We start from the raw sequence: 23,447 nt of genomic DNA on the forward strand, positions 1-23,447 counted from the left end.
GCTGATCAGTCGATGCGGTACACGGCCCTGTCGAAGTCGGCGTAACCGCCCTCGGCGCCCAGATCCTGTACCCAGAGTCCGACGAAGGCGCCGGTGAAGCCCCACGCCTCGGGCTCGCCGGCGACCACCGTCGCGGCGTACTCGTCGGACAGGGTGGTGGCGTCGAAGGTCTGGCCGAGTTCGTGCCAGGCCGGCGTGCCGTCCGGGTCGAGGGTGTAGGCGAAGGTCAGCGCCGGGCCGTCCAGGCGGGCGCGCAGTCCGACCCGGCGTACGCCGCCGAGCGGGACCCGCAGGCCGGGCACCTCGCTGACCCGGCCGCTGTCGCAGCACAGCACGTCGAGCGCCGGAGTGCCGTCGTCGCCGGCCGTCACGTGCAGGTAGTACCAGTTGCGGGTGTTGTAGTAGGCGGTGATCCCGGCCAGCTGCCGGTAGTTGCCCGGCTCGAACTCGCAGGTGGCCTCGAACGTGCAGCGCTGCGCGGTGACCCGGCGGGCCACCAGGCTCGGCCGGTGCCGGGCCATCGGCGACTGGCCGCCGTGAATGCGCAGGTGCGAGGGGCGCGCGGCCAGGTCGATCCAGTCCGGCGTCGCCGGGCGGCGCAGCGTCGACCAGTTCGGGCCGAGCACCGGGGCGTCGAAATGGTCGTCCTCGGCCCGGTCGTCGCCGGGCGCCGCCACGGCGCCGGCCGGGGCCGGGACCTCCTCGGCCGGGACCCCGCCGGGAATTCGCGGCCAGTCGCCGGCCGGCCAGTCCACCCGCTGCAGGGCGCTCTCCCGGCCGAGCACGCACCGGCCGGTCGGCGGGTACGGCCGGGCGGCCAGGTGCGCCAGATACCACTGACCGTCCGGGGTCTCCACCAGACTGCCGTGCCCGGCCTTCTGCAGGGTCAGCTCCGGGCGTCCGGTCGAGGTGAGCAGCGGCCCGGCCGGATCCACCCGGTACGGGCCGAGCAGCTCCCGGGAGCGGGCCACGGTGACCTGATGCGTCCAGGTGGTGCCGCCCTCGGCGGTGACCAGGTAGTACCAGCCGTCCTTGCGGTAGATGTTGGGTGCCTCGGTGAGGCCGGCCTCGGTGCCCTCGAAGATGAGGTGCTCGGGGCCGGTCAGCCGGCGTTCGTGGCAGTCGTAGCGCTGGGCCGAGATGCCGGCGAAGCGGTTGCGGCCGGGCCGCCAGTCGGCGCGCATCGACAGCATCCAGGTGGTGCCGTCCTCGTCGTGGAACAGCGAGGCGTCGAAGCCGCGGCCGTGCAGCACCACCGGGTCCGACCAGGGTCCGGTGATGCTGGGCGCGGTGACCAGGTAGTTCTGCGGGTCCCAGTAGCCGCCCGCGAACGTCGCCACGTCGGTGAACAGCAGGTGGAACAGCCCGTGGGCGTAGGTCAGGTTGGGCGCCCAGATGCCGCACGAGTCGGCGGTCCCGGTCAGGTCGAGCAGCCGCCGCTCGGTCAGCACGCCGCCCAGCGGCCGCCAGGTGACCAGATCGGTCGAGTGGTGCACCCGCACGCCGGGGAACCACTCGAACGTCGACGTCGCGATGTAGTAGTCGGCTCCGACCCGCAGGATCGACGGATCCGGGTGAAAGCCCGGCAGCACCGGGTTCCGGATCACGGGATGGCCGGTCCCGCCGTCGTCGGTCGGGGCAGTGGCCGCGGTGATCGTCGTGGCGCCATCCAGGTCCGTCATTGCGAGATCGTGGCCCGCCGACCGACGGCGTGTCAACAACTATCGGACTGAAACCGGAAATACCGAGGTCATCCAGCCGTGGTGACGGCGCCGGGGCGGAGCCTTACTCCGAAAGTGACGCGGGCTGCCGCCGAAAGTTTCGGCGACAGCCCGGGATGCTCAGACGGCGTTACAGGTCAATGGTGGCGCGCTGGCCGACCCACCGGCGGCGATCAGGCCGAAGGTGGTCGTGGCACCCGGCGCGATCGAGCCGTTGTACGTCGCGTTGGCCACCGTCGCGGTGCCGCCGCCGGTGGTCAGCGTGCCGTTCCAGACCTGGCTGACCGACTGGCCGCTGGGCAGCGTCCAGGTCACCCGCCATCCGGTGACTGCCGCCGACCCGGTGTTGGCGACGGTCACCTCCGCCTGGAACCCGCCCGGCCAGTCGTTGACGACGCGGAACGTCGCCGTGCAGCCGCCGGGTGTCGTGGACGGCGAACTGGACGGCGAACTGGACGGCGAACTGGACGGCGAACTGGACGGCGAGGTGGACGGTGTCGTGGTGCTGGGCAGTTGCGAGAAGAACTTCCAGACCTCGCCACCGACCCAGGTCCGCGCGCCGCTCGTGCTCGTCGATCCGTCCACCGGCTCCGGGGTGTGGTCCCCGTCGAACGCCGCCCACTCCACCGGGTAGCCCGCCCGGCAGCCGGCGTAGGCGGTGACGATGTGGGTCAGACTGCCCCGGGCCGGTTCCGGCGGGTTCTGCGGGGTGCAGCCGTTGACCCGGACGAACGTGTCCCGCAGCGCGCGTCCCTGCGAGATGTCCAGGACGCTGTCGTGGGTGCCGTGGATGCCCAGGTAGGCGATCGGCTGGGTGGCACCGGAGCAGCCGCTGAGGTTGGCCCCGGAGAGCACGGCGACCGCCCGGAAGACGGCCGGGCGGGCGCACGCGACGGCGTAGCTCATGGCGCCGCCGTAACTCCAGCCGAGGGCGAACAGCTGCGAGGTGTCGACGCACAGGTCACCCTCGATCAGCGCGGTCAGGTCGTCGACCAGGGTCAGGTCCCGGCCGCCGGTGTTCGCCCAGCCGTTGTCGATGCCCTGCGGGGCGACCAGGATCGCGCTGTTGCCGGAGAGGCCCTGCAGCCCGTAGTAGCCGGCGCTGGCGACATTGCCGGCGGTGCCGTTCAGCCAGTGGAAGGCGAAGATCAGTTTGTACGGGCGGTTCCGGTCGTAGCCGTCCGGTACCCGGAGGATGTAGGTGCGGTTCTGGCCCCCGCTGCGGATGGTGCGGGTGCCGCTGGCCAGCGTCGGCGTCTTGCCGCATCCGGCGGTGGTGGCCGCGGCGCCGACCGGGGCCGCGGTTGCGGTTCCGCCCAGCACGCCGGTGAGCATCGCGGTGGCCAGTGCCAGCGCGGCCAGGACCGCGGTCAGCTGCGGGAGACTGCGTCGGTACGCCATCGCTCAGCCCGCCGCGCAGGTCGGTGTGGCGGCCGGCCCGGTGCCGGTGCCCTGGAAACCGAACTCGGTGCTGCCGCCGGCCGGGATCTGCCCGTTGTAGGAGACGTTGCGGAAGCTCACCGTGCCGGTGCTCGCGCTGTTGGTGGCGCTCCAGGCGTTGGTCACGGCGCTGCCCGCGGGTAGCGCCACCCCGACGGTCCAGCCGTTCACGGCGGCCGAGCCCGCGGTGACCTTGATGGTGGCGACGAATCCGCCGTTCCACGAGTTGAGCGACACCGAGGCGGTGCAGGCGCCGCCGGGCTGCGGCGAGGACGGCGACGGCGAGGACGGCGACGGCGACGACGGGGAGGGCGGGTTGGTGGTGCCACCGGCGTTCAGCGCGTTGAGCACCGCGGTGTACGCGGCCTTCTTGTTGCCGGAGTTGTCGAACAGCAGGGGATTCTCGCCGGTACGCCAGGAGTCGCTGTCCCGGATGCCCCAGACGGTGATGCCGGCGCACCGGGACACCGCCAGGCAGGCCCGGGTCACGCTCGCGTAGATGTTCGCCTGGTTGCCGCCCTGCGCCACGTCCAGCTCGGTGATCTGCACGTCGACGCCCAGGTCGGCGAAGCGCTGCAGGTTGGCCTGGTAGTCACCGGGGATGCCGGTGCCCAGGTGGGACTGGAAGCCCACGCAGTCGATCGGCACGCCGCGCGACTTGAAGTCGCGGACCATGTTGTACACGCCCGTCGACTTCGCGTTGATCCCGTCGGTGTTGTAGTCGTTGTAGCAGAGCTTCGCGTTCGGGTCGGCGGCCCGGGCGGCGCGGAACGCGGCCTCGATCCAGTCGTTGCCGGTGCGCTGCAGGTTCGAGTCCCGCCGGCCACCGCTGCCGCCGTCGGCGAACGCCTCGTTGACCACGTCCCAGGCGTAGATCTTGCCCTTGTAGTGGGTGGCGACCTGGGTGACGTGGTTGATCGCCGCGGTGCGCAGCGCGCTGCCGGACAACGACTGCGCCCAGCCGGGCTGCTGGGCGTGCCAGAGCAGGGCGTGGCCGCGGACCTTGGAGCCGTTGGACAAGCCCTGGTTGAGGATCCGGTCGCCGTTGGTGAAGGTGAACCGGCCCTGGGACGGTTCGGTGGCGTCCCACTTCATCTCGTTCTCCGGCGTCACCGCGTTGAACTCGCGGGTCAGGATGCCGGTGTAGGTGGCGTCGCCGAGGCGGCCGGCGGCGATCGCCGCGCCGAAGTAGCGGCCGGTCTGCGCCGCCGAGGCGCCGAGCGTGCTGGCCGCCTCGGCGGTGCCGACCACGGCCACGCCGGCCGCGACGGCGACGCCCACCGCGGCCGAGGCCAGCAGCACGGAGCGACTCTTCTTGAGCAGGGGCATGGTGAACGACCTTTCCGGATGGGGGAGTGCGCCGTGGGAGCGCTTCCATCAAGGGTGGCCAATGTTGCCAGCGCATTTCCCGCAATGACAAGACGCGACCATTGCCACAACGGCGACATAACAGGTTCGCCGGACCGGCGAATCGCGGCGCGTGAAATCTCGCGGCGCGAAAAGTGTTATGTGCGCGAGTGCCGGCGAGTCGGGATTTCGGCGGCACGGATTCTCGGCAAAAGACCTCTTGAATGTCTGGAAACATCCTGGCAATCTTCGGTTTCAGGCTGTTAGCGCTCCCATCACCAGCCGTCATCCCCCTTGGTCGTGGCTGGACCAGTGATCTTCGCGGTGTGAGCGATAACAGAACCCCCGCCGAGTCAAGGAGGCACCCCGATGCCCAGAAGCAGAGGGTGGATGCTCGCAACCGTCCTCGCCGTCGTCCTGGCCGCCGTCGGTGCCGTCGCCCGGCCCGGTGCCGCCGCCGCCGAATCCAACGGCGGTACCCGGGTCATGCCGCTCGGCGACTCGATCACCGAGGGCACCCAGGTGCCGGGCGGGTACCGGATCGGGCTGTGGCAGCGGATGGCAGCCGCCGGCTACCGGGTGGACCTCGTCGGATCGCAGTTCAACGGCCCGGCCGCCCTCGGCGACCACGACCACGAAGGACACCCCGGCTGGCGGATCGACCAGATCGACGCCAACGTCAGCGGCTGGCTGCGCACCACCGGCCCGCGCACCGTGCTGCTGCACATCGGCACCAACGACATCCTGCAGAACTACAACGTGGCGGGTGCGCCGGGCCGGCTGTCCGCGCTGCTGGACCACATCATCGCGGCCGCCCCGTCGGCCGACGTCTTCGTGGCCACCCTCATCCCGCTGGCCAACAGCGGACAGGAGGCGGCCGCACGTACCTTCAACGCGTCACTGCCCGGCATCGTGCAGGGCAAGGGCGCGCGGGTTCACCTGGTCGACATGCACGCCGCACTGACCGCCGCCGACCTGGTCGACGGCGTCCACCCGACCGCCGGCGGCTACGACAAGATGGCCGCCACCTGGTACGCGGCGCTGCGCACGGTCCCGGGATCGATCGGCGACCCGGGCACCGGCACCGGCGAGGCCCTGGTCGGCACCGCCTCCGGCCGGTGCCTGGACGTGCCGAACGGCACCACCGCCAACGGCACGCAGCCGATCATCTGGGACTGCAGTGGCGCCGCGAACCAGCGGTGGGCCTACGACGGGCAGACCCTGCGGTCGCTGGGCAAGTGCCTGGACTCGCCGACCGGCGCCACGGCGGGCGCCAAGGCGCAGCTGTGGGACTGCAGCGGCGCCACGAACCAGCGCTGGACGTTCGCGTCCGGCGGCACGATCCGCAACGCGCAATCCGGTCTGTGCCTGGACGTCAGCGGCAACGCCACCGCCAACGGCACCGCCGTCCTCCTCTGGACCTGCACCGGTTCCCCCAACCAGCTCTGGACAAGGCGATGATGAAGAAACTCAGGACGCTGCTCGCGACGGGACTGCTGCTGCTCGCCGGTACGGCGACGGTCCTTCCCGGCACCGCCGCCCAGGCCCTGGACAACGGCGTGGCCCGTACCCCGCCGATGGGCTGGAACAGCTGGAACACCTTCGGCTGCAACATCAGCGAGACACTCATCCGGCAGATGGCCGACGCGATGGTCAGCAGCGGCATGCGCGACCTCGGCTACCAGTACGTCGTCGTCGACGACTGCTGGTTCAACCCGAACCGCGACGGGTCCGGCAACCTGCAGGGCGACCCCACCCGGTTCCCCAGCGGCATGAAGGCCCTCGGTGACTACCTGCACGGCAAGGGCCTCAAGTTCGGCATCTACCAGGTCCCGCTGGACAAGACCTGCGCGCAGTACTTCAACAGCTATCCCGGCGCCACCGGTAGCGGCGGCCACGAGGCGCAGGACGCCCGGCAGTTCGCCGCCTGGGGCGTCGACTACCTCAAGTACGACTGGTGCTCGCCCACCGGCACCATCGACCAGCAGGTCACCACGTTCGCCAAAATGCGTGACGCGCTCGCGGCCACCGGCCGGCCGATCGTCTACAGCATCAACCCGAACAGCATCCACGCCAAGACCGGGCCGCAGCGCAACTGGGGCGACGTGGCGAACATGTGGCGCACCACCGAGGACATCAGCGCCGCCTGGGACACCGGGCAGACCAACGGCTATCCGATGGGCGTGAAGAACATCGTCGACGTCACGGTGCCGCTGGCCGGTTACGCCCGGCCGGGACAGTTCAACGACCCGGACATGATGGAGGTCGGCCGCAGCGGCCTGACCGACACCGAGCAGCGCAGCCACTTCGCGCTCTGGGCGATGCTGGCCTCCCCGCTGATCGCCGGCAACGACCTGCGCTCGATGAGCGCTGCCACCCAGACCATCCTGAAGAACCCGCGGCTGATCGCGATCAACCAGGACACCCTCGGGTTGCAGGCGACCCAGGTCGCCAATGACGGGACCCGTCGCGTGCTGGCCAAGCGGCTGGCCAACGGCGATGTCGCGGTGGCGCTGTTCAACCAGGGCGGCTCCACCACCACGGTGTCGACCACCGCCGCCGCGATCGGCAAGTCCGGCAGCTCGTTCACCCTGCAGGACGCGTGGAGCGGCGCCACCACGACCAGCACCGGTGGCATCAGCGCCAGCGTGCCCGCGCACGGCACCGTCGTCTACCGGGTCAGCGGCGGGACCAGCACCCCGCCGACCAGCACCACGCTCGTCAGCGCCGCCTCGGGACGCTGTCTCGACGTGCCGAACGGAGCCACCGCCAACGGCACCCAGCCGGTCATCTGGGACTGCAACGGTGGCACCAACCAGCGCTGGACCAGCACCGGCCAGACCCTGCAGGCCCTCGGCAAGTGCCTGGACTCACCGGTGGGGGCCACCGCCGGCAGCAAGGTCCAGCTCTGGGACTGCAACGGCGGCACCAACCAGCAGTGGACGCTCAACGCCGACGGCACCATCCGAGGCACCGCCTCCGGCCTGTGCCTGGACGTCGACCACAACCTGACCGCCAACGGCACGCCGGTCCTGCTCTGGACCTGCACCGCCGCCACCAACCAGCGCTGGAGCCGTGTCTGATGCGCAGCAGATCCCTCCTCGGCATGCTCTGCACGGCGGCCCTGGTGCTGCTGGGCGCCGCGGTCCCGACCGCCGCGCACGCCGACAACCCGATTGTGCAGACCGTGTACACCGCCGACCCGGCGCCGCTGGTGTACAACGGCCGCGTCTACCTCTACACCGGCCACGACGAGGACAACTCCACCTACTTCACGATGAAGGAGTGGCGGCTGTACTCGTCGGCCGACATGGTGAACTGGACCGACCACGGCTCGCCGATGAGCCTCGCCACGTTCAGCTGGGCGAAATCGGACGCCTGGGCCGGCCAGGTGGTCAACCGCAACGGCAAGTTCTACTACTACGTCCCGGTCACCAACCGGGCGACCGGGCGGATGGCGATCGGGGTGGGTGTGGCGTCCAGCCCGACCGGCCCGTTCACCGACGCCCTCGGGCATCCGCTCGTGGAGAACGGCGAGATCGACCCGACGGTGTTCATCGACGACAGCGGGCAGGCGTACCTCTACTGGGGAAACCCCAATCTCTGGTACGTGCGGCTGAACTCCGACATGATCAGCTACTCCGGCGGCGTGAACCAGATCCCGCTCACCACCGCCGGTTTCGGCACCCGCACCGGCAGCACCAGCCGCCCGACCCTGTACGAGGAAGGGCCGTGGGTCTACAAGCGCAACGGCCTGTACTACAACGTCTTCGCCGCCAAGTGCTGCTCGGAGTTCATCGGGTACTCCACAGCGCCCGGGCCGACCGGGCCGTGGACCTATCGCGGCACCGTGATGCCCACCCAGGGCAGCAGTTTCACCAATCATCCGGGAGTCGTCGACTTCAACGGCGGATCGTATTTCTTCTACCACAACGGTGCGCTGCCCGGCGGCGGCGGATACACCCGGTCGGTGGCCGTCGAGAAGTTCAGCTACAACGCGGACGGCACCATTCCGACGATCAACATGACGACGAATGGCGCTCCGCAGAACGGGACGCTCAATCCCTATGTGCGGCAGGAGGCCGAAACCATCGCGTGGAGCTCCGGTGTCGAGACCGAACCGGCGAGCGAGGGCGGCATGGACGTCGGCTATCTCAACAACGGCGACTACATCAAGGTGAAGGGTGTCGCCTTCGGGTCCGGTGCCACGTCGTTCTCCGCGCGGGTGGCCTCGGCTGCCGCCGGCGGCCGGATCGAGGTACGCCTGGGCGGCCCCACCGGCGCGCTCGCCGGGACGTGCACGGTACCGGCCACCGGTGGCTGGCAGACCTGGACCACCGTCAGCTGCCCGGTCAGCGGTGCCACCGGCACCCAGGACCTGTACCTGCGCTTCACCGGCGGCAGCGGCTACCTGTTCAACATCGACTGGTGGCGCTTCGCCGGCACGGCACTGGGATAGGGCAGGATCCAGGGTGCTCACGGTAGGAAAGCGGCGCGTGGTGGTGACGACGAACATGGCATCGACCCGGATCGGTGGCGCCGGCCTCGTGCGGGCGGCGCAGGCCGGTGACCGTGCCGCGCTCGACGAACTCGCCGCCACGCACCTGCCGATGGTCTACACGATCGTCCGGCAGGCGCTCGACGGGCATCCGGACGTCGACGACGTCACGCAGGACATCATGCTGCGCGCCCTGCGGCAGCTCCCGTCACTGCGGGCACCGGAGAGCTTCCGGCCCTGGCTGGCCGCCATCGCGCTGCGCCAGGTGGGCACCTACCAGCACCGGGCCGACCGGGCCGCGGCCCAGCTGGTGCCGCTCGACGAGGCCACCGGGATGCCGGACGCGGAGGCGGAGTTCGAGGGCGTCACCGACCTGCGCGCCGACCTGTCGGCGCAGCGCCGCCGGGTGCAGCGGGCCGGCCGCTGGCTGGACGCCGACGATCGCCGGCTGCTGGCGCTGTGGTGGCTCGAGGTGGCCGGCCGGCTGTCGCGAGCCGAGCTGGCCGAGGCCCTCGGCGTCACCGTGCTGCACGCGGGTGTCCGGGTCCAGCGGATGCGCGCCCAGCTGGAGATCAGCCGGTCCATCGTGGCGGCCCTGGACGCCCGGCCCCGCTGCCCGCTGCTCGCGGCCGAGGTGTCCGGCTGGGACGGACGACCCGGCCCGCGCTGGCGCAAGCGGCTGGCCCGGCACGTCCGGGACTGTCCGATCTGCGCCCGGGCCACCGGTGACCAGGCGCCGATCGATCGGCTGCTGCCCGCGCTGGCGCTGGTCCCGGTGCCGGCGGCGGTGCTGTCCAAGACCGTGAGCCTGACCGGCACCGCCGCCGCCGGGAAGGCCGGGGTGCTCGGCCACCTGATGGCGCTGGCGGCGGCGCACCCGGTGGTGACGGCGGTGGCCGCCGGAACCCTGATCGCCGGTACCACGGCCGGCGCGGTGGTGGTGTCCGGCCCGGCGACGTCGCAGCCGGCCACCGTCGCGCAGACCCCGCATCCGACGACCATCGCGGCGCCGGCGTCCAGCGCCCCGGCCGGCCGGGCGGCCACCACGAGCGCCGCGCCGAGCCGCTCGGCGACCAGTGCGGCGGCCCCGCTGCGCCCGGGCCCGGTGTCGCTGGAGCCGGCGAACACCACCGGCCGCTACGTCACAGTGGCCGGCGACTACGGCATGCTGACCCGGGTCGGCCCGGACGACACCCGGGCGGCCCGCCGGCAGGCCACCTTCCAGGCGGTGGCCGGGCTGGCCGATCCGGACTGCTTCTCCTTCCGGGCCGCCGACGGCCGGTACCTGCGGCACGCGTCGTGGCGGCTGCGGGTCAACCCGGACGACGGTACGAAGCTGTTCCACGGCGACGCCACGTTCTGCCCCGGGGCCGGGGACACCCCCGGCTCGGTGACGCTGGAATCGTCCAACTACCCCGGTTGGTTCCTGCGGCACCGCGGCGACGAATTGTGGGTCGATCAGTTCGACGGCACCGCCGATTTCCGAGTCGACGGCTCCTTTCTGATACGCCCCGCACTAGCCGGCTGACCCGACTCCGGCGAGGACCGCCGGATAACAGAAAAACGAAACCGCAAAACCGTTATGCGTACGGAATCAGCCGGGTCGTACGTAGAAACCTTTGAATCAGTGGTAACCGTCTGGCAATATCGCTCACGAATGTGAGCGCTCCCATTGGTGCCGGAACCGGCGCCGCCATTCGCGCGTATCCGATGCGAGGAGCTGACGATGGCACTACCCGTCCGATCATCCCGCCGGCCGTGGCGGCTGCTCGCCGCGGCCCTGACCGCCGTGCTCGGCGCGGCGCTCACCTTCGCCGTCAGCTCCGTGGCCCAGGCGGCGACGATCGACACGAGCGCCTCCTACGTGCTGGTCAACCGCAACAGTGGCAAGGCGCTGGACCTGTACAACCTGGCCACCAATGACGGGGCCAAGATCGTTCAGTGGGCGCGCAACGACCAGGCGCAGCAGCAGTGGCAGTTCGTCGACTCCGGTGGTGGTTTCTACCGGCTCAAGTCGAAGCTGTCCGGCAAGGTGCTCGACGTCTCCGGCGCCTCCACGGCCGACGGCGGCGCGGTTGTGCAGTGGACCGACAACAACGCCACCAACCAGCAGTTCAGCGTCCAGGACGTGGACGGTTACATCCAGCTGATCAACCGCAACAGCGGCAAGGCCGTCGAGGTGCAGGGCGCCTCCACGGCCGACGGCGGCGCCGTCGTGCAGTACGCCGACTGGAACGGCGCCAACCAGCAGTGGCAGCTCGTCAAGCTCGGCACCGGCGGCACCCCGTCCACCGGCACCTTCACCAACCCGGTGGTGTGGCAGGACTTCGCCGACGGCGACATCATCCGGGTCGGGGACGCCTACTACTACTCGGCGTCGACCATGCACTACTCGCCGGGCGCGCCGATCCTGCGCTCCTACGACCTGGTGAACTGGGAGTACGCGGGACACTCGGTGCCCCGGCTGGACTTCGACTCGGCGGCCTACGACCTCAACGGCGGGCGCGCGTACGTCAAGGGCATCTGGGCGTCCGCGTTCAACTACCGGCCCAGCAACAGCACCTACTACTGGCTGGGTTGCACCGAGTTCAACCGCACCTACGTCTACACCGCGTCGGCTGTCGACGGCACCTGGTCGAAGAAGGCCCGGATCAACAACTGCTACTACGACGCCGGCCTGCTGTTCGACAATGACACCCCGTACGTCGCGTACGGCAACGGGACGATCAGCGTCGCCCAGCTCTCCAGCGACCTCACCTCCCAGGTGCGCGCGCAGGCCGTCTACACCACGCCGTCGAGCATCGGCACCCTCGAGGGCTCCCGGATGTACAAGCGCGGCAACTACTACTACATCTGGGTGACCCGCCCGGCCAACGGCCAGTACGTGCTGCGCTCGACCAGCCCCTGGGGCCCGTACGAGCAACGCCAGGTCCTGCTCGACCTGCCCGGCCCGATCTCCGGCGGCGGGGTCCCGCACCAGGGCGGCCTGGTGCAGACCCAGAACGGCGACTGGTGGTACATGGCGTTCACCGACGCGTACCCCGGCGGCCGGGTGCCGACGCTGGCCCCGATCACCTGGAGCAACGACTGGCCGGTGCTGAGCACCGTCAACGGCCGGTGGGGCGCGAGCTACCCGAAGCCGGCCATCACCACGTCGAAGACGGTGCGCTCGATGATCGGGCCGGACACCTTCACCGGCGGCACGCTGGACCCGCGCTGGGAGTGGAACCACAACCCGGACACCAGCCGGTTCAGCGTCGGCAACGGGCTGCGGCTGGCCACCGCCACTGTCACCGGCGACCTCTACAACGCCCGTAACACGCTCACCCACCGGATCCAGGGCCCCACCTCGACCGCCACCATCGAGCTGGACTACTCGCAGATGGCCAACGGCGACCGGGCCGGGCTGGCGATGCTGCGCGACTCGTCGGCCTGGATCGGCATCCGCAAGGACAACGGCGCCACCCGGGTGTCGATGACCAACGGGCTGACCATGAACTCCAGCTGGGCGACCACCGGCACCGGCACCGAGGCGGCCGGCGCCGCGGTGAGCGGCGGCAAGATCTGGCTGCGGGTCAGCGCCGACATCAGGCCCGGCACCGGGCGCACCGCCACCTTCTCCTACAGCACCAACGGCAGCACCTTCACCACCCTCGGGCCGGCGTTCACCCTCACCAACGCCTGGCAGTTCTTCATGGGCTACCGCTTGGCCCTGTTCAACTACGCCACCCAGGCCCTGGGCGGCGCGGTCACGGTCAACCGCTTCGACCTGACCACACCCTGATGTACGCCCGCCGGCCCCGAACCGGCGGACATCCCCCCTCTGTAGGAGTTCACGATGACAGTGCACCTGCCCGCCGTACCGAAAGAAGAACCGGAAGCGAAGCCACCGGCGACGCGCCGCCGGACCTGGCGTGGTGCCCTCGCCGCGCTGGTCCTGCTGGCCGGCGCCGGAGTCGTGGCGGTGACCGCCTCGGCCGCGTCCGCCGCGACGATCGACACGAGCGCCTCCTACGTGCTGGTCAACCGCAACAGTGGCAAGGCGCTGGACGTGTACAACCTGGCCACCAATGACGGGGCCAAGATCGTTCAGTGGGCGCGCAACGACCAGGCGCAGCAGCAGTGGCAGTTCGTTGACTCCGGTGGTGGTTTCTACCGGCTCAAGTCGAAGTTGTCCGGCAAGGTGCTGGACGTCTACAACCTGTCGACGGCCGACGGTGGCGCGATCGTGCAGTGGACCGACAACAACACCACGAATCAGCAGTTCAGCGTCCAGGACGTGGACGGCTACATCCAGCTGATCAACCGCAACAGCGGCAAGGCCGTCGAGGTGCAGGGCGCCTCCACCGCCGACGGCGGCGCCGTCGTGCAGTACGCCGACTGGAACGGCAGCAACCAGCAGTGGCAGCTGGTGAAGGTCGGTAGCGGCACGCCGAGCTCACCGCCCCCGTCCGGATCGTGCACGCTGCCGTCGAGCTACCGCTGGTCGTCCACCGGCGCGCTGGCCACCCCGAAGTCCGGGTGGGCCTCGCTCAAGGACTTCACCGCCGTGCCCTACAACGGCAAGCACCTGGTCTACGCCACCACGCACGACACCGGCTCGTCGTGGGGCTCGATGAACTTCGGCCTGTTCACCAACTGGTCCGACATGGCCTCGGCGAGCCAGAACGGGATGAGCCAGGGCACCGTCGCGCCGACGCTGTTCTACTTCGCCCCGAAGAACATCTGGGTGCTCACCTACCAGTGGGGCGGCTCGGCGTTCTCCTACCGGACCTCGAGCGACCCGACCAACGCCAACGGCTGGTCCGCGGCGCAGCCGCTGTTCACCGGCTCGATCTCCGGCTCCGGCACCGGGCCGATCGACCAGACGATCATCGGTGACAGCACGAACATGTACCTGTTCTTCGCCGGGGACAACGGCAAGATCTACCGGGCCAGCATGCCGATCGGGAACTTCCCGGGCAGCTTCGGCTCGTCCTACACCACGATCATGAGCGACTCGACGAACAACCTGTTCGAGGCGCCCCAGGTGTACAAGGTGCAGGGCCAGAACCAGTACCTGATGATCGTCGAGGCGATCGGCAGCCAGGGACGCTACTTCCGCTCGTTCACCGCGACCAGCCTGGGCGGATCCTGGACCCCGCAGGCCGCCAGCGAGAGCAACCCGTTCGCGGGCAAGGCGAACAGCGGCGCCACCTGGACCAACGACATCAGCCACGGCGACCTCGTCCGGTCCACCGCCGACCAGACCATGACGATCGACCCGTGTCACCTGCAGCTGCTCTACCAGGGCCGCTCGCCGAGCTCCGGCGGCGACTACGGGCTGCTGCCGTACCGTCCCGGCGTGCTCACCCTGCAGCGGTAGGCGGCGTCCACGATGACTCCGTTTCCGATCAGCCGGCGCCGGCTCCTGCAAGCCGCCGGCGCCGGCGCGGTCGCCACCACCCTCGGCGCGGTCTCCCGCGCCGAGGGCGCGGTGGCGCCGGCCCGCCCCGACCTCGGCGTCGCGGCCTACCCGTTCGAGTTCGGGCGGGTCCGGCTGACCGCCGGACGCTGGCTGGACAACCAGGCCCGCACCCTCAACTACCTGCGCTTCGTCGACGTGGACCGGCTGCTCTACAACTTCCGGGTCAACCACGGCCGGTCCACCGGTGGCGCCGCCGCCAACGGCGGCTGGGACGCGCCGAACTTCCCCTTCCGTACGCACATGCAGGGCCACTTCCTGACCGCCTGGGCTCAGGCGTGGGCCGCACTCGGTGACACCACCTGCCGGGACAAGGCCACCTACCTGGTCGCCGAGCTGGCCAAGTGCCAGGCGTCCAACGGTTACCTCTCGGGCTTCCCGGAGTCCGACTTCGCCGCCCTGGAGGCGGGCACCCTGTCCAACGGCAACGTGCCCTACTACTGCGTGCACAAGACGCTCGCCGGGCTGCTCGACGCGTGGCGGCTGATCGGCGACACCACCGCGCGCGACGTGCTGCTGCGGCTGGCCGGCTGGGTGGACACCCGGACGGCGCGGCTCAGCGGCAGCCAGATGCAGGCCGTGCTGGGCACCGAGTTCGGCGGCATGAACGAGGTGCTGGCCGCCCTCTACCAGCAGACCGGGGACGCCCGGTGGCTCACCGTCGCCCAGCGCTTCGACCACGCGGCGGTGTTCAACCCGCTGGCCGCGGGCAGCGACCAGCTCAACGGGCTGCACGCCAACACCCAGGTGCCCAAGTGGGTCGGCGCGGTCCGCGAGTACAAGGCGACCGGGACGACCCGGTACCGCGACATCGGCGTCAACGCCTGGAACATCACCACCGGCGCGCACACCTACGCGATCGGCGGCAACAGCCAGGCCGAGCACTTCCGCGCGCCGAACGCCATCGCCGGCTATCTCACCAACGACACCTGCGAGCACTGCAACACCTACAACATGCTGAAACTGACCCGGGAGCTGTGGCTGACCGACCCGGACCGGGCCGCCTACTTCGACTACTACGAACGGGCGCTGTTCAACCACCTGATCGGCGCGCAGAACCCGGCCGACAGCCACGGCCACATCACCTACTTCACGCCGCTGCGGGCCGGCGGGCGGCGCGGCGTCGGGCCGGCGTGGGGAGGTGGCACCTGGTCCACCGACTACAACAGCTTCTGGTGCTGCCAGGGCACCGGCGTGGAGACCAACACGAAACTGATGGACTCCATCTACTTCTTCAGCGGGACCACGCTGACGGTCAACCTGTTCACGCCGTCGGTGCTGTCCTGGGCCGAGCGGGGCATCACCGTCACGCAGAGCACGTCGTACCCGGTCGGCGACACCACCACGCTGACGCTGTCCGGCACGATGAGCGGGTCGTGGAGCATCCGGGTCCGCATCCCGGGCTGGACGTCGGGGGCCACGCTCGCCGTCAACGGGGTGGCGCAGGACGTCGGCGTCACGCCGGGCAGCTACGCCACCGTCACCCGGACCTGGGCGGCCGGCGACGTGCTGACCGTGCGCCTGCCGATGCGAGTGATCATGCAGGCCACGCCGGACAACCCGGCGGTGCAGGCCATCACGTACGGCCCGGTGGTGCTGGCCGGCAACTACGGCAGCACGACGCTGTCCGGCAACCCGTCGCTGACCGTGTCGTCGATCGCCCGGACCGGCTCCGGCAGCCTGGCCTTCACCGCGACGGCGAACGGCGCCACCGTCAACCTCGGGCCGTTCCACGACGCGCAGGGCTTCAACTACGCGGTCTACTGGAACACCGCCGGCGGCACCGACCCGGTCTACAAGCTGGTGAACGTGGCCTCCGGGCTGGTCCTCGGCGTCAAAGACATGTCCACCGCCGACGGCGGGACGGCCATCGTCTGGGGAGACACCGGCACCGCCGACCACAACTGGGTGCGGATCGCCGACGGCTCGGCCGTCCGGTTCCGCAACGTCAACAGCGGCAAGGTCCTCGGCGTGGAGAACATGGCGACCGGTGACAACGCGCGCGTCCTGCAGTGGGCCGACAACGGGACCGCCGACCACCGCTGGACGCTGGTCGCCAACGGCGACGGCTCCTACCGGGTGCGCAACGTCAACAGCGGCAAGGTGCTCGCCGTGCTGGGCGCCTCCAGCACCTGGGGCACCCAGGTCGTGCAGGAGTCCGACAACGGCAGCGCCGACAACAACTGGCGCCTGGTCCAGGTCGGCTGAAGGGAGAGAACGTGACGAAGTCAAGAGTTCTGGTGTCGGCCGGCGCGGCACTGCTGGCCTCGACGGCGGTGGTGGTGGCGCTGCCCGCGGACGCCGCGGCGGCCGGCTGCTCGGTGAGCTACGCCGTGTCGTCGCAGTGGCAGGGCGGCTTCGGCGCCAACGTGTCCATCACCAACCTGGGCGACCCCCTCTCCGACTGGACGCTCACCTGGTCCTACGGCGCCGGGCAGACGGTGACACAGGCGTGGAACGCCACGGTGACGCAGAGCGGCGCCGCGGTGACCGCGAAGAACATGAGCTACAACGGCTCGGTCGGCACCGGCGGCACGGTGTCGTTCGGCTTCAACGGCTCGTGGACCGGCAGCAACCCGGCGCCGACCGGCTTCAGCCTCAATGGGGTGAACTGCACCGGCGGCACCGGGCCGACGTCGCCGTCGCCGTCCACGTCCCCGTCGTCGCCGTCCGCGTCCCCGTCCACCTCGCCGTCGACGCCGACCACCTGCGCGCTTCCGTCGAGTTACCGCTGGACCTCGACCGGCTCGCTGGCCAACCCCAAGTCGGGGTGGGTCTCGCTGAAGGACTTCACCAACGTCGTCTACAACGGCAAACACCTGGTGTACGCCTCGAACGTCTCCGGCTCGGGCTACGGCTCGATGAACTTCGGCCTGTTCACCAACTGGTCCGACATGGCCTCGGCGAGCCAGAACGGGATGAGCCAGGGCACCGTGGCACCCACGCTGTTCTACTTCGCCCCGAAGAACATCTGGGTGCTCGCCTACCAGTGGGGGCCGACCGCGTTCAGCTACAAGACCTCCACCGACCCGACCAACGCCAACGGCTGGTCCGCGCCGCAGACGCTGTTCACCGGCTCGATCTCCGGCTCCGGCACCGGGGTGATCGACCAGACGCTGATCGGTGACGGCACGAACATGTACCTGTTCTTCGCCGGGGACAACGGCAAGATCTACCGGGCCAGCATGCCGATCGGGAACTTCCCGGGCAGCTTCGGCTCGTCCTACACCACGATCATGAGTGACTCGACGAACAACCTGTTCGAGGCGGTCGAGGTCTACAAGGTGCAGGGCCAGAACCAGTACCTGATGATCGTCGAGGCGATCGGCAGCCAGGGACGCTACTTCCGCTCGTTCACCGCGACCAGCCTGGGCGGCACGTGGACGCCGCAGGCCGCGAGCGAGAGCAACCCGTTCGCGGGCAAGGCGAACAGCGGCGCCACCTGGACCAACGACATCAGCCACGGCGACCTGGTGCGTACCAACCCGGACCAGACCAAGACCGTCGACCCGTGCCACCTGCAGCTGCTCTACCAGGGGAAGGACCCCAGCGCCGGCGGGCCGTACGACCAGCTGCCCTGGCGGCCCGGCCTGCTCACCCTGCAGCGGTAAGGAGCAACCAAGACCATCAATCGGTGGGGAGCCGGCCCGGTGCGCTTTTGGGGACGCTAGCGCACCGGGCCGGCGCGTGTCCGGGCAATTTTCCGGTTTCTGTTATGCGCCGCCAATCCTGCGAGTCATGACGGGTGCAATTCTCGGATTTTTTGTCGAAAGTTTCGGAAGCGCTATTCCAGATAGTGTGGCGGAACTCGGTATCGGTGCTGCCGGCCGGTTGGGGAGAGGCTTAAACCCGCAGTTCAGAGCGCTGAGAGGCCCAATTCTGGCGATACCAGGCGGCTCTGATAGTTCCGGAAGTATTCCGGAACTACTTGTTTCAGGGATGTTGCCGTGCCAGCATTGCGTGGCATCGAGGTCCGTCTCTCAGTGATGGCTCTGCGTCCACCGAATCCCCACCCCCCACGCGAACGGAGATCCCCCGTGGCAACCAGATCCCCTGTCCCACGCCGATCGTTGCGGGCAGCCCTGACCGCCGGCGTGGTCGCCGCCGTCGCGGCGACCGGCGTCCTGCTGGTGGCACCCGACGCGAGCGCGGCGAGCACGCTGGGTGCCGCCGCCGCCCAGTCGGGCCGCTATTTCGGCACGGCGATCGCCGGCGGCCGGCTCAACGACAGTACGTACAGCTCGATCGCCGCCCGCGAGTTCAACATGGTCACGGCCGAGAACGAGATGAAGCCGGACGCCACCGAGCCGCAGCGGGGCCAGTTCAACTTCAGTGCCGGTGACCAGATCTACAACTGGGCGACCCAGCGCGGCCTGAAGGTCCGCGGGCACACCCTGGCCTGGCACTCGCAGCAGCCCGGCTGGATGCAGAGCCTCTCCGGCAGCAGCCTGCGCCAGGCGATGATCGATCACATCAACGGCGTGATGGGCCATTACAAGGGCAAGCTCACCGCCTGGGACGTGGTCAACGAGGCGTTCAACGAGGACGGCAGCCGCCGGCAGTCCAACCTGCAGGCCACCGGCAACGACTGGATCGAGGTGGCGTTCCGGACCGCCCGGGCCGCCGACCCGTCGGTCCGGCTCTGCTACAACGACTACAACATCGAGAACTGGTCGTACGGCAAGACGCAGGGCGTCTACAACATGATCCGGGACTTCAAGTCCCGCGGCGTGCCGATCGACTGCGTCGGCCTGCAGACCCACTTCACCGGGGGCAGCTCGCTGCCGGGCAACTTCCAGACCACGCTGTCCAGCTTCGCCGCGCTCGGCGTCGACGTGGCGCTGACCGAGGTCGACGTGACGAACGCGTCGACGTCGCAGTACGCCGGCCTCACCCAGGCCTGCCTCAACGTGCCGCGGTGCATCGGCATCACGGTCTGGGGCGTGCGGGACAGCGACTCGTGGCGCTCCAGTGAGAGCCCGCTGCTGTTCGACGGCGGCGGCAACAAGAAGGCGGCGTACACCTCGGTGCTGAACGCGCTCAACGCCGCCGGCCCGGGCCCCTCGTCGCCGGCCCCGAGCGACCCGTCGCCCTCAGTCACCCCGGGCGGCGCCAAGCGGATCGTCGGCGCCCAGTCCGGCAGGTGTATCGACGTGCCGAACGCGTCGCAGAACAACGGCACCCGGGTCCAGCTCTACGACTGCAACGGCCAGGCCAACCAGGCGTGGACGCTCACGTCGAGCAAGCAGCTGACCGTGTACGGCTCCAAGTGCCTGGACGCGGCCGGTTCCGGCAACGGCGCCGCTGTGCAGATCTACAGCTGCAACGGCCAGGCCAACCAGCAGTGGAACGTCAACAGCAACGGCACCATCACCGGCGTGCAGTCGGGACGCTGCCTTGACGTCTGGGGCACCGGCAACGGCCAGCAGGTGCAGCTCTACGACTGCAACGGCCAGGCCAACCAGCGGTTCAGCCTGAGCTGACCGGTCCCCGGCCGGTGTGGGGCAGGTGGCGCCCCGCACCGGCCGGCCCGGCCCGGATCACGCCGCGGTCAGACGGCCGATCATCGCGTGCGCGGCGGCGGTGACCAGCGTGCGGTCGTAGGTGACGACGAACTCGAACTGCCGGTCCGGGTCCGGGCCGCTGTCGCCCAGGTCGCGGGCCATCAGCGCGGCAGCGGTGTGCGCGCCGAGGACCACCACCGTCCATTCGGTGGCGAGCGGGTCGTGCGCGGACAGGCCGGCGCCCCGTACGCCGGGAGCCGGCTCGGCGGGCATGTCCACGCCGAGCGCCGCGACGAACGGCAGCCGGGCGGCGAGCTGGGTGAACCGCCGGGTGGTGGACGGCCGGAAGAACCGCACGTGCTCGAAGGCGGCGAACAGCACCGGCGGCACGGCGGCCTGCTCGGCCATCAGTTCCAGGGTCTTCGACACCGGCACCAGCAGGTGCTTGGGCGCGTGCCGGATGTGGCGGCCGGCGCCGATCAACCCGTACGGCGTGGTCCGCAACGTCGCGCCGATCGGCCGGGCCGCGAACCGCTCCGGCCGGAACGTCGACGGCGTGAACCGGCGCTCCCCACGGCTCCACAGCCAGCCCTGGCCCAGCGTGGCGCCGAGCACCAGCGCCCGGGTCAGGTCCTCCGGCGTCTCGATGCCCTCCGCGACCACCTCGGCCCCGGCCTGCTCGGCGTAGGCGCGTACCGCCCCGGCCACCGTCACGGTGAGCGGGTCCTTGACCGTACGCAGCAGCTTCAGGTCGAGCTTGACCACCTCGGGGCGCAGCAGCGGGATGAAGGCGAGCGACTCGGGGTGCACGCCCACGTCGTCCAGGGCGATCGCGCAGCCCGCCGCGCGCAGCCGCTCGGCGCCGGTCAGCACGCCGGACAGGTCCTCGGCCAGCGCCCGCTCGGTGATCTCCACGACCACCTGGACGTGCGGGGCGCGCTCGGCGAGCGCGTCCAGGACGACGTCCGGGCGCTGGGTCAGGGTGCTCGGTTCCAGGTTGACGAAGAGGGTGACCGGCCGGCCCCCGGAGAAGGCGGCGGCGTCGGCGAGCGACGACCGCAGCGAGGCCCGTTCCAGGTCGGCGAGCCGGTCCGCCGAGCGCGCGGCGTCCAGCAGCGCCATCGGCGACTGCCAGGGGGAGTCCGCGGGACCGCGCAGCAGCGCCTCGAAGGCCAGCACCGCCCCGGAGTCCACGTCGACGAACGGCTGGTACACGCAGTGCAGGCCGTCCCGCAGCACCTCGTCCAAGCTGGCGACCTTCATGATCAGCCCTTCGGCAGCCACGCCGCCGAACTGAGCCAGCGACGCCGCGAACTGAGCTAATGCCCTGACCAAGAACGTTCACGGTGTTGGGTGACACGCCGTCCGGGATGACGGGCGGTCGGCGTTGTGGCGTTCAGGCTGTGGTGGTGGCAGAACCAGTACGCGTGCGGCGGCTGACCGATCATGAAGGTCAGACGCTGCTGCGTATCACTCGCCGGGGTACCGGCTCACCGATCCGATTACGCCGGGCCATGGTCGTGCTCGCGTCCGCCGGTGGGAACACCGTGCCGGCCATCGCCCGTCTCGTGCAGGCCGACGAGGACACGATCCGGCAGGTCATCCATCGGTTCAACGAGACAGGGATGGCCAGCCTGGACCCTCGGTGGGCGGGTGGCCGTCCCCGCCAGATCAATCCTGACGACGAGCAGTTCATCGTCACGACGGCCACGGCCTGCCCCGAAACGCTGGGGCGGCCGTTCACCCGGTGGAGCATCCGCAAGCTCGCCGAGTACCTGAACCTGCAGCCCGCCCGGTCGATCGAGGTCGGGCGGGAACGGCTGCGGCAGATCCTGCACCGCAACGGCATCACCTTCCAGCGGACCAAGACCTGGAAGGAATCCACCGACCCGGGCCGCGACGCCAAACTCGCCCGTATCGAGTACGTGAGCAGCCACATGCCGCAGAGGGTGTTCGCCTTCGACGAGTTCGGGCCCCTCGCCATCCGCCCGCACGGCGGCGCCGGCTGGGCAGCCGCCGGGCATCCCGACCGGCTGCCGGCCAACTACCACAAACTGCACGGGGTGCGGCAGTTCCACGGCTGCTACAGCGTCGGCGACGACCAGCTCTGTCGGCACTAGCTCAAGGGCAGCGCGGCGTCGACCACCCAGCCGCCGTCCACGCCGGGCCCGGCCGACATCTGCCCACCGACCGCACGGATCCGCTCGGCCAGCCCCGCCAGACCGTATCCCGAGCGATCCCGGGACGCGGGCGGGCGGGGCGGGCCATCGTTCGCCACCCGCACCAGCAAAACCTTCGGGGTACGCCGGAGCAACACCTCCACCGCCGGGGCGCCCGGAGCGTGCCGCCGCACGTTGGTCAGCGCCTCCATCACCACCCGGTACGCCGAGGTCGACACCTCCACCGGCAGCCCGTGAGCGTCGCCGTCCAGGTGCAGCCGGGCCACCGGGCCTCCGGCCGCGGTGAACTGCTCGACGAGCGCGGGCAGGTCCGGAACCCCGGCGATCGGGGCGAGCGGCGCGTCGGGCCGGGAATGGGGGTCGCGCAGCACGCCCACCATCCGCCGCATGGACGCCATGGTCTCGGCGCCCGCCTTCTCGATCTGCTCCAGCGCCAGCAGCACCTGCGGGTTCTGCCCGGCGATGAAACGGGCGCCCTGTGCCTGCACGACGATCCCGGTCACGTGGTGGGCGATGAAGTCGTGCAGGTCACGGGCGAACTCGGCGCGCTGTTCCGCGCGTACCGACTCGAGACCTAGCCGCCGGTTGGTCTCCAAGTTGCGCAGGATGAAACCGACGCTGATGGCGGCGGCGCCGCCGAGCGCCTGGACCAGGCAAAACGTAATGAGAACGGGATCGGTGCCGCTGCGCAGCGGCATGAGGCTGACCGCCACGAGGCTGACCAGGACGGCCGCGGCCGCCCAGCGGGCCGGCGCGTTGCGGGTCATCACCCCGAGCATGCCCAGCATCCCTACGGTTTCGGCCAGTCCCCACAGCGAACTGCGCGTCTCGTCGAGCACTAGGACCGCCGTGATCAGCAGCGAAACCAAGGAGACCACGATCGCGCCGACCGGCAACACCAGCGCGCCGGGCGGGCGCAGCGGCAGCCAGACGACGGCCACCGCGATGGCGACGGCCACCTGCAAACCGATGAGCGGGCTCGAACGCAGCCCGCCGGATGTCATCTCGACGAGACCGAGGAGCGCCATGGTGCCGAGCACGCCGATCTGACCGGCCCGCAACAGAAGACGATTCAACATCGTCACCTAGCGTAGGCGCAGGCCAGCCCGGCACCATCGGCCGATAGTAGATAGAAGTCATCCCCCGGCTGAGCCGGTCCTGGGCGGATGTGGCCCGCCGGACGGATCGAACAGGGTGCCCTCTGCCAGTTCCCGGTTGCGCATCGTGTCCGCCCAGCGGATGCGGCAGCCCGCCGGGCCACACCGGGTGGCCATTCAACATCGGGTTCGGCCG

The 23,447-nt window shown here is 70.2% G+C and carries 13 protein-coding genes and 2 pseudogenes; 10 read left to right on the forward strand and 5 right to left on the reverse strand.

Features of this window, described 5'->3' with window-relative positions; all coding sequences use genetic code 11:
• Positions 1-5 precede the first annotated feature (5 nt).
• The 3 genes from Actob_RS21160 to Actob_RS21170 all read right to left on the reverse strand — a co-directional run bounded on the left by Actob_RS21160 (position 6) and on the right by Actob_RS21170 (position 4,490).
• Positions 6-1,682, reverse strand: coding sequence for a glycoside hydrolase family 43 protein (locus Actob_RS21160; RefSeq protein WP_284922048.1), 1,677 nt, complete (start codon positions 1,680-1,682; stop codon positions 6-8).
• Positions 1,683-1,841: 159 nt separating this feature from the next.
• Entirely contained in the window at positions 1,842-3,122 is a 1,281-nt protein-coding gene (locus Actob_RS21165; RefSeq protein WP_284922049.1) for a cellulose binding domain-containing protein, read from the reverse strand.
• 3 nt (positions 3,123-3,125) lie between these two features.
• Positions 3,126-4,490 carry an endo-1,4-beta-xylanase gene (locus Actob_RS21170; RefSeq protein WP_284922050.1) on the reverse strand — a complete coding sequence of 455 codons (1,365 nt, stop codon included), beginning with the start codon at positions 4,488-4,490 and terminating at the stop codon, positions 3,126-3,128.
• Between the two features lie 408 nt (positions 4,491-4,898).
• Here Actob_RS21170 and Actob_RS21175 point away from each other — a divergent pair, with 408 nt between their 5' ends.
• The 9 genes and pseudogenes from Actob_RS21175 to Actob_RS21215 all read left to right on the forward strand — a co-directional run bounded on the left by Actob_RS21175 (position 4,899) and on the right by Actob_RS21215 (position 19,953).
• Positions 4,899-5,969 carry an RICIN domain-containing protein gene (locus Actob_RS21175; protein ID WP_284922051.1) on the forward strand — a complete coding sequence of 357 codons (1,071 nt, stop codon included), beginning with the start codon at positions 4,899-4,901 and terminating at the stop codon, positions 5,967-5,969.
• Positions 5,969-7,591 (forward strand): glycoside hydrolase family 27 protein, encoded by a 1,623-nt coding sequence (locus tag Actob_RS21180; RefSeq protein ID WP_407653678.1) that lies wholly within the window; start codon positions 5,969-5,971, stop codon positions 7,589-7,591. Before Actob_RS21175 ends, Actob_RS21180 begins: the two co-directional genes overlap by 1 nt.
• 23 nt (positions 7,592-7,614) lie before the next feature.
• Positions 7,615-8,964, forward strand: a pseudogene (locus Actob_RS21185) (glycoside hydrolase family 43 protein); the annotation flags it as partial.
• A gap of 16 nt (positions 8,965-8,980) precedes the next feature.
• Positions 8,981-10,534: a sigma-70 family RNA polymerase sigma factor gene (locus tag Actob_RS21190; protein ID WP_284922055.1), complete on the forward strand. Its 1,554-nt coding sequence runs from the start codon at positions 8,981-8,983 to the stop codon at positions 10,532-10,534.
• Between the two features lie 198 nt (positions 10,535-10,732).
• On the forward strand, positions 10,733-12,790 hold the full coding sequence (locus tag Actob_RS21195; RefSeq protein ID WP_284922056.1) for a family 43 glycosylhydrolase: 2,058 nt from the start codon (positions 10,733-10,735) through the stop codon (positions 12,788-12,790).
• Between the two features lie 54 nt (positions 12,791-12,844).
• The gene (locus Actob_RS21200) at positions 12,845-14,371 is read left to right on the forward strand and encodes a non-reducing end alpha-L-arabinofuranosidase family hydrolase (RefSeq protein ID WP_284922057.1); all 1,527 of its coding nucleotides are present in this window, start codon (positions 12,845-12,847) and stop codon (positions 14,369-14,371) included.
• 12 nt (positions 14,372-14,383) lie between these two features.
• Entirely contained in the window at positions 14,384-16,678 is a 2,295-nt protein-coding gene (locus Actob_RS21205; protein WP_284922058.1) for a beta-L-arabinofuranosidase domain-containing protein, read from the forward strand.
• Positions 16,679-16,689: 11 nt separating this feature from the next.
• Positions 16,690-18,081 (forward strand): non-reducing end alpha-L-arabinofuranosidase family hydrolase, encoded by a 1,392-nt coding sequence (locus Actob_RS21210; protein WP_284922059.1) that lies wholly within the window; start codon positions 16,690-16,692, stop codon positions 18,079-18,081.
• A 426-nt stretch (positions 18,082-18,507) separates the two neighbouring features.
• Positions 18,508-19,953: an endo-1,4-beta-xylanase gene (locus Actob_RS21215; protein ID WP_284922060.1), complete on the forward strand. Its 1,446-nt coding sequence runs from the start codon at positions 18,508-18,510 to the stop codon at positions 19,951-19,953.
• A 57-nt stretch (positions 19,954-20,010) separates the two neighbouring features.
• On the opposite strand, the gene Actob_RS21220 is transcribed toward Actob_RS21215, so the two are convergent.
• Complete coding sequence (locus tag Actob_RS21220) at positions 20,011-21,258, reverse strand: sensor domain-containing phosphodiesterase (RefSeq protein WP_284922061.1); 1,248 nt, start codon at positions 21,256-21,258, stop codon at positions 20,011-20,013.
• A 125-nt stretch (positions 21,259-21,383) separates the two neighbouring features.
• On the opposite strand from Actob_RS21220, the pseudogene Actob_RS21225 reads away from it, so the two are divergent.
• Positions 21,384-22,082, forward strand: a pseudogene (locus Actob_RS21225) (IS630 family transposase); the annotation flags it as partial.
• Positions 22,083-22,090: 8 nt separating this feature from the next.
• On the opposite strand, the gene Actob_RS21230 reads toward Actob_RS21225, so the two are convergent.
• Positions 22,091-23,233, reverse strand: coding sequence for a sensor histidine kinase (locus Actob_RS21230; RefSeq protein ID WP_284922062.1), 1,143 nt, complete (start codon positions 23,231-23,233; stop codon positions 22,091-22,093).
• Positions 23,234-23,447: the final 214 nt, after the last annotated feature.

The sequence above is a fragment of the Actinoplanes oblitus genome, assembly GCF_030252345.1.
Taxonomy (GTDB): Bacteria; Actinomycetota; Actinomycetes; order Mycobacteriales; family Micromonosporaceae; genus Actinoplanes; species Actinoplanes oblitus.